Source organism: Edwardsiella sp. A.80236, assembly GCF_044540725.1.
GTDB classification, from domain to species: domain Bacteria; phylum Pseudomonadota; class Gammaproteobacteria; order Enterobacterales; family Enterobacteriaceae; genus Edwardsiella; species Edwardsiella tarda.
This window is the reverse complement of the sequence record NZ_JBIUCY010000004.1, coordinates 153352-169517: the sequence shown is the minus strand read 5'-3', so window position 1 is coordinate 169517 and position 16166 is coordinate 153352. Positions and strand designations below refer to the sequence as shown.

Genomic DNA, 16166 nt, shown 5'->3' with positions numbered 1-16166 from the left:
GTCATCGTAGCGATATGAAATTTATTGTTGAGCGTGAGCATCTTATCAAGCCGTTGCAACAGGTGAGCAGTCCGCTGGGCGGCCGTCCTACGTTGCCGATCCTGGGTAACCTGTTGCTGCAGGTGGAAGATGGCCATCTGTCGCTGACCGGCACTGACCTGGAGATGGAGATGGTGGCCCGAGTGCCGCTGTCACAGCCCCATGAAGCGGGGGCGACCACCGTACCGGCGCGCAAGTTTTTGGATATTTGTCGCGGCTTGCCGGACGGCGCCGAGATTTCGGTAGCGCTGGATGGCGATCGCATGCTGGTGCGCTCTGGGCGTAGTCGTTTCTCCCTGTCAACATTGCCAGCGGCGGACTTCCCCAATCTGGATGACTGGCAGAGTGAGGTCGAGTTTACCCTACCGCAGGCGACCCTGAAGCGCCTGATCGAGGCCACTCAATTCTCGATGGCCCACCAGGATGTACGCTACTATCTGAACGGTATGTTGTTCGAGACCGAGGGAGAAGAGCTACGTACCGTGGCGACAGACGGCCATCGTCTGGCCGTGTGTTCGATGCCTATCGGTCAAAGTCTGCCGCACCATTCGGTGATCGTGCCGCGTAAAGGGGTCATCGAGCTGATGCGACTCCTGGATGGGGGTGAGACGCCGTTGCGCTTGCAGATCGGCAGCAACAACCTGCGAGCACACGTCGGTGGCTTTATCTTCACCTCTAAGCTCGTTGACGGTCGTTTCCCAGATTATCGCCGCGTATTACCGAAAAACCCCGATAAAACGCTTGAAGCTGGCTGTGATGAATTGAAGCAGGCCTTCGCCCGGGCGGCGATTCTCTCGAACGAGAAATTCCGTGGGGTGCGTCTGCATGTCAGTCATAACCAGCTTAAGATCACCGCGAATAACCCCGAGCAGGAAGAGGCGGAAGAGTTGCTGGATGTCAATTATCCCGGCAGCGATCTGGAGATTGGGTTCAACGTCAGTTATGTGCTGGATGTCCTCAATGCGCTGAAGTGTGAGCGTGTGGTGATGATGTTGACGGATGCGGTATCCAGCGTGCAGATCGAAGATGCCGCCAGCCAGGCGGCGGTCTATGTCGTGATGCCGATGCGTCTGTGATCATGTGGGTCATTGACATTGTGCGTACGTTGGCGGTGTCGCCTCGCAGGAGAGGAGCGCCGTGCTCAGAGGGATGGTGCGCATGGCGTTGACTCGTCTGATGATCCGCGATTTTCGCAATATCGAGAGTGCCGATCTGGCGCCCTCGAGCGGGTTCAATTTCCTCGTCGGTGCCAATGGTAGCGGCAAGACCAGTGTCTTGGAGGCCATCTATACTTTGGGACATGGTCGAGCCTTTCGTAGCCAGCAGGCTGGGAGAGTGATCCGTCATGACTGTGCCACGTTCATCTTACATGGACGGATCGATGCGGGTGGCGAGCGAGAATGGGCGGTGGGATTAAGTAAGAATCGCCAGGGCGACAGTAAGGTACGCATCGATGGCAGTGATGGTCATAAGGTGGCCGAGCTGGCACAGATGCTGCCGATGCAGCTGATTACGCCGGAAGGGTTCACGTTGCTTAATGGGGGGCCCAAATATCGGCGAGCCTTCCTTGATTGGGGCTGTTTCCACGGTGATGGAGATTTTTTTACCGCCTGGAGCAATCTCCGCCGCCTTCTCAAACAGCGTAACGCCGCGTTACGCCAAGTGACGCGTTATGCCCAAATCCGTCCCTGGGATCAGGAGTTGGTGCCGCTAGCCAATAAGGTCAGTGCCCTGCGTGCGGCCTATAGTGAGGCTATCGCGCAGGATATCGCGGCGACATGTAGCCAGTTTTTGCCTGAGTATGCACTATCCTTCTCGTTTATGCGTGGCTGGGATCGAGAGAGTGAGTATGGCGAATTGCTGGAGCGTCACTTTGAGCGCGATCGCGCGCTCACCTATACCGCGTTAGGGCCGCATAAGGCGGATTTTCGTATTCGTGCCGATGGGACGCCGGTCGAAGATCTGCTATCGCGTGGCCAGTTAAAGCTGTTGATGTGCGCCCTGCGTTTGGCGCAGGGGGAATACCTGACGCGTCACAGTGGCCGCCAATGCCTCTATCTGATCGATGATTTCGCCTCGGAGCTGGATGCCGGTCGGCGCCGTTTGTTGGCCGAACGGTTGAAAAGTACCGGTGCACAGGTGTTTGTCAGTGCGGTCAATGCCGATCAGGTCGGCGACATGGTTGATGAAAAGGGCAAGATGTTCCGCGTAGAACAGGGTAAAATAGCCGTTTAGATTCGATTTATTACGATAGTTATCCAATGAGCGAGAAAGGCTGATGTCAAATACGTATGACTCCTCAAGTATCAAGGTATTAAAAGGGCTGGATGCCGTTCGTAAGCGCCCGGGCATGTACATCGGGGATACCGATGACGGTACAGGTCTGCACCACATGGTGTTTGAGGTGGTGGATAACGCGATTGACGAAGCGCTCGCTGGTTATTGCAAAGATATCATCGTCACCATTCACAGTGATAACTCTGTCTCCGTGCAGGATGACGGGCGCGGTATCCCGACAGGGATCCACCCGGAAGAGGGGGTTTCCGCCGCCGAAGTCATCATGACCGTGCTGCATGCCGGGGGTAAGTTCGACGACAACTCCTACAAGGTTTCCGGTGGTCTGCATGGCGTGGGCGTTTCCGTGGTAAACGCGCTGTCCGAGAAGTTGGAACTGGTGATCCGCCGCGATGGCCATGTTCATGAGCAGATCTACCATCATGGCGTGCCAGCGGCGCCGTTGAAGATGGTCGGTGATACCGAGCAGACCGGAACCCGGGTGCGTTTCTGGCCGAGCATGCAAACCTTTAGCAACGTGGTCGAGTTCCAGTATGACATCCTGGCCAAACGCCTGCGCGAGCTGTCGTTCCTTAACTCTGGGGTTTCCATTCGCCTGCGCGACAAGCGCAATGATCGTGAAGACCATTTCCACTATGAGGGTGGGATTAAGGCGTTTGTCGAGTACCTTAACAAGAATAAGACGCCGATCCATCCGAACGTGTTCTACTTCTCGACCATGAAAGACGACATTGGTGTCGAGGTGGCGCTACAGTGGAACGACGGTTTCCAAGAGAACATCTATTGCTTCACGAACAACATTCCGCAGCGTGATGGCGGGACCCATTTGGCGGGCTTCCGGGCGGCGATGACCCGCACCCTGAACAGCTATATGGAGAGTGAAGGCTACACCAAGAAGAACAAGATCTCCGCCACCGGTGACGATGCACGTGAAGGGTTGATCGCCGTGGTATCTGTGAAGGTGCCAGATCCCAAGTTCTCCTCGCAGACTAAGGATAAGCTGGTCTCCTCAGAGGTGAAGTCGGCCGTCGAGTCGCTGATGAACGAGCGACTGGCCGAGTACCTGTTGGAAAACCCGAATGACGCCAAGATCGTGGTCGGCAAGATCATCGATGCTGCCCGTGCTCGTGAAGCCGCGCGTAAAGCGCGTGAGATGACGCGCCGTAAGGGGGCCCTGGATCTGGCCGGGCTGCCCGGTAAGCTGGCAGATTGCCAGGAGCGCGATCCGGCACATTCCGAACTCTACCTGGTGGAAGGGGACTCGGCGGGCGGCTCTGCTAAGCAGGGGCGTAACCGTAAGAATCAGGCCATCCTGCCGCTGAAGGGTAAGATCCTTAACGTCGAGAAGGCGCGTTTCGACAAGATGCTCTCCTCGCAGGAGGTCGCGACGCTGATCACCGCGTTGGGTTGTGGCATCGGTCGGGATGAGTACAACCCTGACAAGCTGCGTTATCACAGCATCATCATCATGACCGATGCTGATGTCGACGGCTCGCACATTCGTACCCTGTTGTTGACCTTCTTCTATCGTCAGATGCCGGAGATCATCGAGCGAGGTCATGTCTATATCGCCCAACCGCCCCTGTATAAGGTGAAGAAGGGGAAACAGGAGCAGTACATCAAAGACGACGAGGCGATGGATCAATATCAGATCGCCATCGCCTTAGATGGTGCCGCCCTGCATACCAATGCGGCCGCTCCGGCGCTCGCGGGCGAGCCGTTGGAGAAGCTGGTCGCTGAACACTATCAGGTACAGAAGCTGATCGGTCGTATGGAGCGCCGTTATCCCAAGGCGGTGCTGAATCAGCTGATCTATCAGCCGACCCTGAGCGAGGCCGATCTGAGCGATCAGGCGGCGGTTGAGCAGTGGATTGGCACGCTGGTCACGACGCTGAATGAGAAAGAGCAGCATGGCAGCGTCTATAGCGTCCAGATCGTGGAAAATCGTGAGCGTCAGATGTTTGAACCGGCGGTACGCGTGCGTACTCACGGGGTCGACACCGACTACCTCTTCGATTTCGACTTTGTTCACGGCGCCGAATATCGCCGTATCTGTACCCTCGGTGACAAGTTACGCGGCTTAGTGGAAGAGAGTGCCTTCGTCGAGCGCGGCGAGCGTCGTCAACCCGTCGCCAGTTTCGAACAGGCATTGGATTGGTTGGTGAAAGAGTCACGACGCGGCCTGGCTATTCAGCGTTATAAAGGGCTGGGCGAAATGAACCCGGAGCAGTTGTGGGAAACCACCATGGATCCGGAGGGGCGTCGTATGTTGCGCGTGACGATCAAAGACGCGGTCGCTGCCGACCAGCTGTTCACGACGCTGATGGGCGATGCGGTCGAGCCACGTCGTGCCTTTATCGAAGAGAACGCGTTGAAGGCCGCCAACCTGGACTTCTAATCGCGTAAAGTCGAGTCGATATTCAAGGGGACGGGAACGTCCCCTTTTGCTATGCAGTAGCCAGTGAGCATCGAATAAGGGAGTTAATCATGCCAATAAAACTGATCGCCATCGACCTCGATGGAACCTTGTTGAACGACGCGCGGGAAATCACACCCGCGGTGCAAGAGGCTATTGCCGCCGCGCGTCGGCAGGGGGTGCGCGTGGTATTGGCCACCGGGCGCCCATTGGTGGGTGTACAACGTTATCTCCAGGAGCTGGCGTTGGATACCGCCGGAGAGTATTGCCTGTGCAACAATGGGGGGCTGGTCGTTCATGCCGATAGCGGTGAGGTCCTCTTCGAGACCTCATTAGATTATGACGATTACCGTTACCTTGAGGCGTTGGCGCGTGAGGTGGGCAGCCACTTCCACGCTCTGGACGCTGGGCGTCTGTTTACCGCTAACCGTGACATCAGCAAGTATACGGTACATGAGGCCTTTATCACCGGCATCCCACTGCACTTTTGCCCGGCCGAGTCGATGGATCCGACGTTGCGTTTTCCTAAGATGATGATGATCGATCATCCCGAGGTGTTGGAAGCGGCAATAGCCCGCATCCCCTCTTCAGTCTTCCAGCGCTATACCTTGCTGCGCAGCAGCCCCTTCTTCTTGGAGATTCTGCATCGCGATGTGGATAAGGGGAAAGGGATCGCCCGCCTGGCACAGCATCTGGGTATTGAGCGTCAGTCGGTGATGTGCATTGGCGATCATGGCAATGACTTGGCGATGATTGAGTATGCCGGTCTGGGGGTCGCGATGGGGAATGCCGATGCGGCTATTCTGGCGGCGGCGCAGTATGTGACGGCCAGTAACCGTGAAGATGGGGTAGCGCAGGCGATTCGGCAGTGGGTGCTTAATGCCGCCTGATTCGGCGAGATAAAACCATCGTCTCGTCGTGGCGCCTGGTTTATGCTGAAGGAAACTAGGCTGCCAAGAGGCTCGCTCCTATGCATCATCCTTCAGAGTTACAGCTTACCCACGATGCCCGCGGGCATCAGTTGACCAATAGCGGCATCTGGACCCCAGATAGCCGCTGGGTTGCTTACGATGTCCGCCCGCACACCGCCTCGTTTAGCGGTGTGACCATCGAGCGGGTCAGCGTACCGGATGGGCGCTGTGAGGTACTCTATCGTGCCGCTGACGGCGCCGGTGTCGGCGTGGTTACGGTGGCACCGACATTGCCGGAACGCTATGTTTTTATTCATGGTCCAGAGCATCCCGATGCGCAGTGGCAGTATGACTTCCATCATCGACGCGGCGTCATCGTCAGTGCCGAGCATCCTGGTCACGCGGAGACCTTGGACGCGTTAGCGATCACCGCACCCTATCTCCCCGGCGCCCTACGCGGCGGCTCTCATGTGCATGTCTTCAGCCCGGATGGTTCGCGTCTGAGCTTCACCTATAACGATCATGTGATGCACGAGCATTGCCCTGAGCGCGATCAGCGTAACATCGGGATAGCCTTGCCGATGGGGCCGGTACAGGTAGAGAAACGGCATCCACGCGAGTATGACGGCAGCCACTTCTGCGTACTGGTCAGTGAGACAACACCCACACCGCGTCCTGGTAGTGATGATATTACCCGGGCTTATGAAGAGGCATGGGTCGGTCAGCAGGGCTACCTCAAGGAGAATGGCCAGCAGCAACGTTGGGCACTGGCATTCATCGGAGATACTTTGGCGCGGGATGGTTCCCGAGTCGCAGAGCTGTTTATTGTCGACCTGCCGGCGGAGATGGCGGCTTATCGCTGCGCTGGCGACCGACCGTTGCAGGGAACGTCACGTACGCTTCCTGCGCCGCCAGCGGGCATCCGCCAACGTCGGCTAACCTTTACCCATGATCGGCGTCATCCAGGCCTGGCAACGACACCACGCCATTGGGTGCGTAGTTCCCCCGATGGCAGTGCCATCGCCTTCCTCATGAGCGATGAGCAGGGAGTGGTGCAGTTGTGGCTGATCTCACCTAATGGTGGTGAGGCCCGCCAGATCACGCGGGGCGAGCATGACGTTCAATCCGCGTTCAACTGGCACCCGGATGGCCGCTCGATCCTGATGGTGATGGATAACAGTGTGGTGCGTTGCGATGTGGCGAGCGGGGCGGTCGCTCGGGTGACGGCGCGCAGCGCTCAGCCTCCCTGCGCCGAGGCGGTAGTACCATCACCCGATGGCCATTGGGTCGCCTACATGCGGGAGATCGACGGTTGGCCGCAAATTTTTGCTGCTCGTCTAACCGTTGACGATGAGTGACGAGGGGTTAGTCTGCCTGTGTGGCCAGCGGTGCCATCTGGGCGGCGCTGGCTTGCTCGGCGCGTAGCACGCGTGCGCGTGGCGACTCTTTGGTTGGGTCATCGTCGGCACGGTAGTAGTCGTAAGGCAACAGCAGGGTATCGGCGACAGCAGACAGGGGGAGATCCAGCGCCAGCAGTGGACGCATGGCCCAGCCGCTCTCTTCGCTCTGGATCATCTCAATATCGTTCTTGGTCCCCGCATAGTAGCCCTGATTGGGGCCGACGCGCGTCATGACGCTGGAGCATCCGCTGCCGAGTAACAGGAGGCTCCCGGTCAACAGGAGCGTGATTTGGCGCACGCCTAAGGGCATAGTCATGATCTCATCCTGGGCTAGTTTCCCTCTGCCAGCATGCCTCGCTGGGGGTGTGATGTCATGTAGCATATACCGGAACGTCTGCGGCGTGTTTGCTTTGGATGAAAATTTTATCAATTTGTGTGGTGCAATAAATTTTTCTATCCTCCTCTTGAAAAAGTGGATCGCGTCGCCATTTTATAAACAGAGTAATGATGAGTATGCCGATTGGGTATTCATTTTATCAATCTGTCCGTTAGGAAGATTATTCCATCCTCGCTGAATTGTTTAGGAGGCATGTTGTATGCGTAATTTTGATCTGGCGCCGTTGTATCGTTCGGCTATTGGATTCGATCGTTTATTTAACCTGATCGAGTCGGGGCAAAATAATAGTAATGGAGGATATCCTCCGTATAACGTCGAGCTGGTAGATGACAACCACTACCGTATTGCTATCGCCGTTGCAGGTTTTGCTGAGCAAGATCTTGAGATTACCGCTCATACTAATACGTTGATTGTAAAAGGATCTCGTGCTGCGAGTGAGAAGCCGCGTAGCTACCTGTATCAAGGCATTGCCGAGCGTAACTTTGAGCGTAAATTCCAACTGGCCGAGCATATTCAGATAAAAGGCGCACGGCTAGAGAATGGGCTATTATTTATCGACCTTGAGCGCATTGTCCCTGAGTCTCAGCAGGCGCGGAAGATCGCCATTAAATAAGCGATAGCAACTGACAGATTTATTCTTGCCTGCCTTTGGGGGCAATACAGGTGGAAATTATGCCGCCTGGGATTATTAACATCTCGCTTCTTAGAAGGAGTCAATATGCGTAATTATGATCTTTCCCCATTAATGCGTCAGTGGATCGGTTTTGACAAGCTGGCAAATGCCATGCAAACCTCGTTAGAGCCGCAGGGATTCCCACCGTATAACATTGAAAAGAGTGATGATAATCACTATCGCATCTCTCTGGCGCTCGCGGGATTCCGCCAGAGTGAGCTGGATATTGAGGTAGAAGGCCCACGTTTGACCGTGCGTGGTAATCCGGCACAGCCGGAGAAGCCGGTAGAGTACCTTCATCAAGGCCTGGTCTGTAAGGCATTTGAATTGAGCTTTACGTTGGCTGAACATCTGACCGTCGATGGCGCCGCCTTCGAAAATGGTCTTCTGAATATCGATCTGGTGCGCCATGTGCCAGAAGCACTACAGCCGCAGCGTATCGTCATCGGTGCGCAGCCTGAGCCCGCAGCGTTGGCTTGTCGGGACGACGAGAATACCCATCAGTCATAATAAGATCTGCCATACCCGTCTGCGGGTATAAACCCTCTCGACTTGGCGCAGCGTTAGCTGCGCCTTTTTTTATGCTGCTATTTCTAAATTAACTAGAATAATCAAAAATCAAGCTTCTGAGGTCGACTTGTCGTGCCGCGTGGCAGGGGGTAAGGTGTGGCCTGACTCTTCTCCAATCCTCTGTGTGGTTTGCTATGACGTTTTCTGCTTTTGGCGACAAGTTTACCCGTTATTCGGCGATTACTCGTCTGATGGACGATCTCAATGATGGTCTGCGGACGCCGGGTGCCATAATGCTGGGCGGCGGCAATCCGGCGCGTATCGCCCCACTGGAGGCCTATTTCACGGATCTCTGCCAGACGTTGTTGCATGAGGGGGTATTAGGAGAGGCGTTGTGCAACTATGATGGCCCGCAGGGGAAGAACGATCTGCTAGAGGCGTTGGCTCGTCTCCTCTCAGAACAGTATGGCTGGCCGATCAGTGCACAAAATATTGCGCTGACTAATGGCAGCCAGAGCGCATTTTTCTACCTATTTAACCTGTTTGCTGGGCGACGTAACGACGGTACGCATCGCCGGGTATTATTTCCGCTGGCGCCGGAATATATCGGCTACGCCGATGCCGGCTTGGACGATGAGATGTTTGTGGCGGCTAAGCCACGCATCACCCTGCTGCCGCAGGGGCAGTTTAAGTATCATATCGACTTCGATCAGCTAGCGATCGGCGATGATATCGGCCTGATCTGTGTTTCACGCCCCACGAATCCTACCGGTAACGTGTTGACCGATGAGGAACTTACACAACTAGACAGCCTGGCGCGGTCGCACGGTATCCCATTATTGATCGACAATGCGTATGGGCTCCCCTTTCCCGGAATCATCTTCAGCGAGGCGACGCCGCTGTGGAATCCGAATACCATCCTGTGTATGAGCCTATCGAAGCTGGGGCTACCGGGGGTGCGTTGTGGCATTGTGGTCGCTGATAGCGAGACCATCCAGGCTTTGAGCAACATGAACGGTATCATCAGTCTCTCGCCGGGAAGCATCGGGCCAGCACTGGCGCTACGGATGATCGAACGTGGTGACCTACTGCGCCTAAGCCGTGAGGTGATCCGTCCCTTCTATCAGCAGCGCGTCGAACAGACGTTGGCGATCATTCGCCGCTATCTCACGCCGGCGCGTTGCCTGATCCATCGTCCGGAGGGGGCCATCTTCCTCTGGCTGTGGTTTCCCGATCTGCCGATCGATAGCGAGACGCTGTATCAACGCCTAAAACAGTGCGGCGTATTGATGGTACCCGGCGATTACTTTTTCCCGGGGCTGGCGCAGGAGTGGCCGCATACGCGGCAATGCATGCGCATGAATTACGTTCCAGAGCCCGAGGTGATCGAGCGAGGGGTGCAGATCTTGGCCGAGGAAGTCGAGCGTGCCCACCGCGAGGCGGCGGAAGAGATGTGCGGGTGAGCGACGTTTCGGCCTGTGTGGGCTCGAGGAGAAGACGAGCCGGACGTAGGCGATAAAAAAACCCGGCCGTAGCCGGGTGATCGATGATGGTGTGGGACTCAGTTCTGCATCAGCGAGGCATTTTGCTGTTTGGCGGCCATCAGTGCCTGATATTTGGCGGAGAGATCGCTCATTAGCTGGTTGTACTGATCCACCTGAGCCTGGGTCTGCAGCTGGACACCTTGGTTGTCGAAGCGAGCCTGCGGCCCCAGGTTTTGTAGGAAATCACCGACCTGTACCAGCGTCTGGGCCACGGCGGCAGCCTGTGGGATCATCGGCATGATGGCATTGCTCGGGCCGGTGACCACCTTATTGAAGGCCTTATCGAAGGCCGCCTTCACTTCTTCCGGCTGCTTCAGCGTGGTATAGGCGTTGTCGGCTTGCGCCTTGGCGCTCTGGATCTGTTGACCGAGCATATTCAACGCACCGAGCTCCTGTTGCAGGCGATCACGTTGGGCTAGGTAATCCTGCGGGGCGCGGATCTGTTGCAACGTGTTGAATAACGGCGTCATGCTGGCATCCATGGCGCGCCCGAAGTTCTGCGAAAAGGTAACCAGTACGGCATAGTCGCTGGCATAGTGCCCCAACTGCTGTTTCTGCGCCTCGCTCAGTGTAGGGATGGTGACGCTGCTCCGCATCACGGTGTTTTGCAGATAGTCGATGAAGGCTTTTTGCTGCTCTTTATCGCTGTCGCCGCAGCCGCTTAGCTGCGTGACCAGAAAGAGTGCCATTACGGGCAGCAGCAGACGCTGGGCCCATGTTTTTACCGCGAATGCCATGTGAGTGACTCCTGTAGCGCGCAAGGGTGGTGCGAAATCTGTTAACCGATCTAGTTTACCCCGTAACACGCGGGATAACAGCCATAAAGTAAAAAACCCGCCTGGCGGCGGGTTGAGTAAAGTTGGGTCGACACTTACTGGAGAACGGAGATGTCGGCAACCTGGAGGAACAGGTCGCGCAGTTTGCTCAGCAGTGTCAGGCGATTGATGCGTACCTGCTCATCATCCGCCATCACCATGACCTGTTCGAAGAAGTCATCGACCGGCTGACGCAGGGTCGCCAGTTCGACCAGGGCTTCTTGGTACTGACCGGCGGCGAACAGCGGTGCCAATTTTTCTTGCAGGGTGATCAGGTTAGCGGCCAGGCGGATTTCTGCCGCCTCTTTCAGCAGCGTCGCCTGCACCTGGTCGGCCAGCGTATCCGAAGACTTCGCCAGGATGTTAGAGACGCGCTTATTGGCGGCGGCCAGGGTTGCGGCTTCATCCAGCGTACGGAAGTGGCTGACGGCGCGTACGCGGGCATCGAAGTCGGCCGGACGCGTCGGACGGCGTGCCAGCACCGCCTGAATGGTGTCGACGGCGTGTCCCTCTTCCTGATACCAGGCGCGGAAGCGGCCCAGCATAAAGTCGACCACGTCTTCCACCACCTTGGCGTTGCTCAGCTTGTCACCATACAGACGCACGGCTTCCTGAGTTAGTGTCAGCAGATCCAGCGGCAGTTTCTTCTCGACGATGATACGCAGTACGCCCAGCGCGGCGCGGCGCAGCGCGAACGGGTCCTTATCGCCTTTCGGGTGTTGACCGATGCCGAAGATCCCCGCCAGGGTATCCATCTTGTCGGCGATCGCGACGGCGCAGGCTACCAGAGATGAGGGCAGCGCATCGCCGGCGAAGCGCGGCATATACTGCTCATTCAGGGAGACGGCGACCTCTTCAGCTTCTCCGTCGTGACGGGCATAGTGCATTCCCATGACCCCTTGGGTGTCGGTAAATTCGAACACCATATTGGTCATCAGGTCACATTTGGATAGTAGACCCGCGCGAGTCGCCATGTTGACGTCGGCGCCGATCTGCTGTGCAATCCAGCCCGCCAGAGCGGCGATACGGTCGGTCTTGTCGCGCAGACTGCCCAGCTGTTGTTGGAACAGCACGCTTTCTAGACGTGGAAGATTGTCTTCCAGACGCTGTTTACGGTCAGTTTTGAAGAAGAACTCGGCATCGGCCAGACGCGGACGCACCACCTTCTCGTTACCGGCGATGATCTGCTGTGCATCTTTCGAGTCGACGTTGGCGACAAAGATAAAGTTCGGCAGCAGCTTGCCTTGGGCGTCGTAGACCGGGAAGTACTTCTGGTCGCCCTTCATGGTATAAACCAGGGCTTCCGCCGGTACGGCGAGGAATTTTTCTTCGAACTTGGCGGTCAAGACGACCGGCCACTCGACCAGTGAGGTGACCTCTTCCAGCAGGCTATCGCTCAGATCGGCTTGGCCGCCGATGCGTGCCGCTGCCGCCTCCGCATCACGCTTGATCTGCGCCTTGCGGGCCTCATAGTCGGCGATGACCTTACCGCGCTCCAGCAGGATCTGCGGATACTGATCGGCGTTATCGATGGTGAACTCGGGCTCGCCCATAAAGCGATGGCCGCGGATCACGCGATCGGACTGAATGCCGAGGATGGTGGCCGGAATACTCTCGCTGCCTAGCAGCAGCGTGACGGTGTGTACCGGACGCACGAACTGCGTATCGTTGGCACCCCAGCGCATCAGTTTAGGGATCGGCAGGCGTGACAGCGCATTCGCGACCAGCGTAGGCAGCAGCTCTTGTGCTCGCTGCCCTTTCTGCTGGGCGCGGTACAGGAGCCATTCGCCCTTATCGGTCGTCAGGCGTTCAGCCTGCTCAACGCTGATCCCGCAGCCTCGGGCCCAACCTTCGGCCGCCTTGGTCGGCTTGCCGTCGGCATCGAAGGCCTGAGCAATGGCCGGGCCACGTTTTTCGATCTCGCGATCGGGCTGTGCCGCATCAAGGGCGGCAACCTTCAGCGCGAGACGGCGCGGTGCGGCAAACCAGGCGATGTCGCCATGTGCCAGGCCAGCGTTGTCCAACTCGCTACGGAAATTGTCGGCGAAGGCTTGCGCCAGTGAGCGAAGGGCTTTCGGCGGCAGCTCTTCCGTGCCGATTTCAACCAGGAAAGTCTGTTGCGTCATGGCTGCCTCTTAATCTTTTTTACACATCGGGAAGCCCAGTGCCTCACGAGAGGCGTAGTAGGCTTCGGCGACCATTTTGGTCAGGGTGCGGATGCGCAGAATATAGCGTTGGCGCTCGGTGACGGAGATCGCCTTGCGCGCATCCAGCAGGTTGAAGCTATGGGCAGCCTTCAGGATTCGCTCATAGGCCGGCAGCGGCAGCGGATTTTCCAGCTCCAGCAACAGGCGAGCTTCTTTCTCGTACTGATCGAAGCAGGCAAACAGGAAATCCACGTCGGCGTATTCGAAGTTGTAGGTAGACTGCTCGACTTCGTTCTGGTGGAACACGTCGCCATAGGTGGTTTTACCCAGCGGGCCGTCGCTCCATACCAAGTCGTATACACTTTCGACGCCTTGGATGTACATGGCCAGACGTTCTAGCCCGTAGGTGATCTCGCCGGTGACCGGTTTACACTCCAGGCCGCCTACCTGCTGGAAGTAGGTGAACTGAGTGACTTCCATCCCGTTGAGCCACACTTCCCAGCCCAGGCCCCAGGCACCCAGGGTCGGGTTTTCCCAGTTATCCTCGACAAAGCGGATATCATGCACGGTCGGATCCAGACCCAGCTCTTTGAGCGAGCCCAGGTACAGTTCCTGAATATTGTCCGGGGATGGCTTAATCACTACCTGAAACTGGTAGTAATGTTGCAGTCGGTTCGGGTTTTCGCCATAGCGGCCATCGGTCGGGCGACGGGACGGTTGCACATAGGCGGTTGCCATCGGCTCTGGGCCCAGCGCTCGCAGACAGGTCATCGGGTGAGAGGTGCCGGCGCCGACTTCCATGTCCAGCGGTTGGACGATGGTGCAGCCCTGGCGCGCCCAATAGTCCTGCAGAGTCAGGATCAGCCCCTGAAAGGTCTTGATATCAAACTTTTGCATGTTGGATGTGTTCGCACGCGTTCAAGTGGATTGAAACAGAAAGGATCAGTATACCGCCTGTGCGTAAGATATACAGCAATAGTGCGACGAGGTGCGCTTTTTTACCCCACAGGCGCCGCTATTGCGGATTTTACGTGCAAAATCGGCTATCGGGCGCCTCGCGGGCGGCCGCTCGGGGTATGATTGGTGGCTGGTTATCAGCGGGAGGCAAAATGGAGCAGCATGCGGTGCAACGTTGTGCCTGGGTCACGGCGGATCCAGATTATATCGCCTATCACGATGGGGAGTGGGGACGTCCACTCTATGATGAGCGGGCGCTGTTTGAGTTATTGTGTCTCGAAGGACAGCAGGCCGGATTATCGTGGCTGACGGTGTTGAAGAAGCGCCCGCATTATCGACGCGTCTTCCATAACTTCGATCCTGTACGGGTTGCTGCGATGACGCCGGAGGAGCTTGAGCTACTGATGCATGATGCGGGCGTGATCCGCAACCGGCGTAAGCTGGCGGCGATCATCACGAATGCCCGCGCCCTGCTGGCGATGGCGCAAGCTGGTGAGGTCTTCTCCCCCTTTCTGTGGTCGTTCGTCGCTGGCGCGCCGGTCCGGTCGGACGTGGCGGGAGCGACGCGTAGCGCAGCCTCTGATGCGCTGGCACGGGCGCTGAAACAGCGCGGTTTCACTTTCGTTGGCACGACCATTTGCTATGCCTTCATGCAAGCGTGTGGGATGGTGAACGATCACCAACCAGGATGTTATCTGCATCATGATTCTTCCCCTTCGTCTCCGCCCGGCCTATCCCGCTGATCGCCCGGCATTGTTGGCGCTGTGGTTGAGGCTGACGATTCAGGCTCATCCGGCGATCCCGCCCGGCTATTGGCGATCCAGCCTGCCATGGGTGCGCGATACCTACCTGCCGCAGGGGCAGACTTGGTTGGCGCTGGATGGGCATCGGGTGTGTGGATTCATTTGCATCCTTCCGCCCCATTTACTCGGCGCGCTGTTTGTGGCCCCCCGTTACCGTGGACGTGGCCTCGCTCAACGTCTCATGCGTCATGCCAAACGCCACCATCCTTGGCTGTTGTTGGAGGTGTATTGCGCTAACCGTCGAGCATTGGCTTTCTATCGTCGCCAGGGATTCCGTTGTCTGGATCGGCAGATCCAGTCGAGTACCGGTCAGGCGGTGGCGACGCTGTTATGGCGGGCCGGGGGAGATCTTGAGAAAAGGCGGCGGCTTGATTACACTGCGCGCTCTTCCATCATGGGGGAGTAGTCTGCCGGTGTGTTATCACCCCGGCGCTGGCGTCAACAAACTTGGTGATATCACCATGGCGTCAGCGCCCATCACGCGATGGGTCGACGAGACCTGTGGTCGGCTAAGGCGCACTCCGGGGTGAGGGCCTGGCCGCGCCATATGTCCAGATTACTCACCCCGGTATTTGTCTGTCGTGTCTATTATTTTAACTTCGATGAGTTCCGTCGCCTTAGCTGAAATCGGCGATAAGACTCAGCTTTTGACGCTACTGTTGGTGGCGCGTTTTGGTAAACCTTTCCTGATTCTGTTGGCGATCACTCTAGCCACCCTGGTTAATCACTATTTCGCTGCGCTAATTGGCGAATTGGTCAATCAGTTCCTCAATCCCCAGATGATGCGTTGGATGGTCGCCATGGGGTTCCTGGCGATGGCGATATGGGTACTGTTTCCCGATCGGGATGACGGTGAGATCCGGGGAGGCCATCCTTTCTGGACCTCTCTGATGGTGTTCTTCCTCGCCGAAATTGGCGACAAGACACAGATCGCCACGGTCCTGCTTGGGGCGCATTACCAGCATCTTACCTGGGTCGTTCTGGGGTCGACGTTGGGGATCGTGCTAGCCAATGCACCGATGTTGTGGTTTGGCGCTCGTCTACAGCCCTACCTGACAAGTGGTTGGGGGCGGCGACTTTCTGCATTGCTGTTTGCCACTTTAGGAGTTGTTACCCTTATCGTGTGACCTGATTTTTGCTCCACTCATAGGGAACCAATACACACCGTTCCGGTCAGACGGGAGCAGTGTGGCTCAGGCAGCGTGCTCTGAGCCAAGTACGAGTTTATCTCGTGGATTTTACGCCCCCGGGAGCGGGGG

General features: G+C 57.1%; 15 protein-coding genes and 1 riboswitch. Of the genes, 11 read left to right on the top strand and 4 right to left on the bottom strand.

The window, feature by feature from the left end; all coding sequences use genetic code 11:
* The first annotated feature begins 14 nt into the window (after positions 1 to 14).
* The 5 genes from dnaN to ACEQFP_RS05925 all read left to right on the top strand — a co-directional run bounded on the left by dnaN (position 15) and on the right by ACEQFP_RS05925 (position 7019).
* Positions 15 to 1115, top strand: a complete 1101-nt coding sequence (gene dnaN, locus ACEQFP_RS05945; protein ID WP_005291121.1) for a DNA polymerase III subunit beta — start codon at positions 15 to 17, stop codon at positions 1113 to 1115.
* Positions 1116 to 1197: 82 nt separating this feature from the next.
* A complete protein-coding gene (recF, locus tag ACEQFP_RS05940) occupies positions 1198 to 2274 on the top strand; it encodes a DNA replication/repair protein RecF (protein ID WP_035596349.1) in 1077 nt (358 codons plus the stop codon).
* Between the two features lie 43 nt (positions 2275 to 2317).
* Positions 2318 to 4732: a DNA topoisomerase (ATP-hydrolyzing) subunit B gene (gyrB, locus tag ACEQFP_RS05935; protein WP_035596291.1), complete on the top strand. Its 2415-nt coding sequence runs from the start codon at positions 2318 to 2320 to the stop codon at positions 4730 to 4732.
* Positions 4733 to 4821: 89 nt separating this feature from the next.
* Positions 4822 to 5640, top strand: a complete 819-nt coding sequence (gene yidA, locus ACEQFP_RS05930; protein WP_005291111.1) for a sugar-phosphatase — start codon at positions 4822 to 4824, stop codon at positions 5638 to 5640.
* Between the two features lie 80 nt (positions 5641 to 5720).
* The gene (locus tag ACEQFP_RS05925) at positions 5721 to 7019 is read left to right on the top strand and encodes a DUF3748 domain-containing protein (RefSeq protein ID WP_005295669.1); all 1299 of its coding nucleotides are present in this window, start codon (positions 5721 to 5723) and stop codon (positions 7017 to 7019) included.
* Positions 7020 to 7026: 7 nt separating this feature from the next.
* Here the strand turns inward: ACEQFP_RS05925 and ACEQFP_RS05920 are convergent, their stop codons facing one another.
* Entirely contained in the window at positions 7027 to 7371 is a 345-nt protein-coding gene (locus ACEQFP_RS05920) for a YceK/YidQ family lipoprotein (RefSeq protein ID WP_005295667.1), read from the bottom strand.
* Between the two features lie 286 nt (positions 7372 to 7657).
* Here ACEQFP_RS05920 and ibpA point away from each other — a divergent pair, with 286 nt between their 5' ends.
* From ibpA to ACEQFP_RS05905, 3 genes are all read left to right on the top strand, one after another.
* Positions 7658 to 8071 carry a small heat shock chaperone IbpA gene (gene ibpA / locus ACEQFP_RS05915; protein WP_005291098.1) on the top strand — a complete coding sequence of 138 codons (414 nt, stop codon included), beginning with the start codon at positions 7658 to 7660 and terminating at the stop codon, positions 8069 to 8071.
* Between the two features lie 105 nt (positions 8072 to 8176).
* On the top strand, positions 8177 to 8641 hold the full coding sequence (ibpB, locus tag ACEQFP_RS05910) for a small heat shock chaperone IbpB (protein WP_005291096.1): 465 nt from the start codon (positions 8177 to 8179) through the stop codon (positions 8639 to 8641).
* Positions 8642 to 8835: 194 nt separating this feature from the next.
* Positions 8836 to 10104: a valine--pyruvate transaminase gene (locus ACEQFP_RS05905; protein WP_068870255.1), complete on the top strand. Its 1269-nt coding sequence runs from the start codon at positions 8836 to 8838 to the stop codon at positions 10102 to 10104.
* Positions 10105 to 10202: 98 nt separating this feature from the next.
* Here the strand turns inward: ACEQFP_RS05905 and ACEQFP_RS05900 are convergent, their stop codons facing one another.
* The 3 genes from ACEQFP_RS05900 to glyQ all read right to left on the bottom strand — a co-directional run bounded on the left by ACEQFP_RS05900 (position 10203) and on the right by glyQ (position 14044).
* A complete protein-coding gene (locus ACEQFP_RS05900; protein ID WP_005291090.1) occupies positions 10203 to 10922 on the bottom strand; it encodes a DUF3053 domain-containing protein in 720 nt (239 codons plus the stop codon).
* A 134-nt stretch (positions 10923 to 11056) separates the two neighbouring features.
* Entirely contained in the window at positions 11057 to 13126 is a 2070-nt protein-coding gene (gene glyS / locus ACEQFP_RS05895) for a glycine--tRNA ligase subunit beta (RefSeq protein ID WP_005291086.1), read from the bottom strand.
* Positions 13127 to 13135: 9 nt separating this feature from the next.
* Entirely contained in the window at positions 13136 to 14044 is a 909-nt protein-coding gene (gene glyQ / locus ACEQFP_RS05890; RefSeq protein WP_005291083.1) for a glycine--tRNA ligase subunit alpha, read from the bottom strand.
* Positions 14045 to 14271: 227 nt separating this feature from the next.
* Between glyQ and ACEQFP_RS05885 the strand changes: the two genes are divergently transcribed.
* The 3 genes from ACEQFP_RS05885 to ACEQFP_RS05875 all read left to right on the top strand — a co-directional run bounded on the left by ACEQFP_RS05885 (position 14272) and on the right by ACEQFP_RS05875 (position 16034).
* A complete protein-coding gene (locus tag ACEQFP_RS05885) occupies positions 14272 to 14847 on the top strand; it encodes a DNA-3-methyladenine glycosylase I (RefSeq protein ID WP_172460021.1) in 576 nt (191 codons plus the stop codon).
* Positions 14807 to 15313, top strand: coding sequence for an N-acetyltransferase (locus ACEQFP_RS05880; RefSeq protein WP_035596280.1), 507 nt, complete (start codon positions 14807 to 14809; stop codon positions 15311 to 15313). Before ACEQFP_RS05885 ends, ACEQFP_RS05880 begins: the two co-directional genes overlap by 41 nt.
* Positions 15293 to 15397, top strand: a riboswitch (yybP-ykoY riboswitch). (Overlaps the previous gene by 21 nt.)
* A 91-nt stretch (positions 15398 to 15488) precedes the next feature.
* Complete coding sequence (locus ACEQFP_RS05875) at positions 15489 to 16034, top strand: TMEM165/GDT1 family protein (protein ID WP_223931163.1); 546 nt, start codon at positions 15489 to 15491, stop codon at positions 16032 to 16034.
* Positions 16035 to 16166 lie beyond the last annotated feature (132 nt).

Coding starts and splice junctions, on each gene's coding strand:
- dnaN (WP_005291121.1), top strand. CDS start 15: ATGAAATTTATTGTTGAGCGTGAGCATCTTATCAAGCCGTTGCAACAG.
- recF (WP_035596349.1), top strand. CDS start 1,198: ATGGCGTTGACTCGTCTGATGATCCGCGATTTTCGCAATATCGAGAGT.
- gyrB (WP_035596291.1), top strand. CDS start 2,318: ATGTCAAATACGTATGACTCCTCAAGTATCAAGGTATTAAAAGGGCTG.
- yidA (WP_005291111.1), top strand. CDS start 4,822: ATGCCAATAAAACTGATCGCCATCGACCTCGATGGAACCTTGTTGAAC.
- ACEQFP_RS05925 (WP_005295669.1), top strand. CDS start 5,721: ATGCATCATCCTTCAGAGTTACAGCTTACCCACGATGCCCGCGGGCAT.
- ACEQFP_RS05920 (WP_005295667.1), bottom strand. CDS start 7,371: ATGCCCTTAGGCGTGCGCCAAATCACGCTCCTGTTGACCGGGAGCCTC.
- ibpA (WP_005291098.1), top strand. CDS start 7,658: ATGCGTAATTTTGATCTGGCGCCGTTGTATCGTTCGGCTATTGGATTC.
- ibpB (WP_005291096.1), top strand. CDS start 8,177: ATGCGTAATTATGATCTTTCCCCATTAATGCGTCAGTGGATCGGTTTT.
- ACEQFP_RS05905 (WP_068870255.1), top strand. CDS start 8,836: ATGACGTTTTCTGCTTTTGGCGACAAGTTTACCCGTTATTCGGCGATT.
- ACEQFP_RS05900 (WP_005291090.1), bottom strand. CDS start 10,922: ATGGCATTCGCGGTAAAAACATGGGCCCAGCGTCTGCTGCTGCCCGTA.
- glyS (WP_005291086.1), bottom strand. CDS start 13,126: ATGACGCAACAGACTTTCCTGGTTGAAATCGGCACGGAAGAGCTGCCG.
- glyQ (WP_005291083.1), bottom strand. CDS start 14,044: ATGCAAAAGTTTGATATCAAGACCTTTCAGGGGCTGATCCTGACTCTG.
- ACEQFP_RS05880 (WP_035596280.1), top strand. CDS start 14,807: ATGATTCTTCCCCTTCGTCTCCGCCCGGCCTATCCCGCTGATCGCCCG.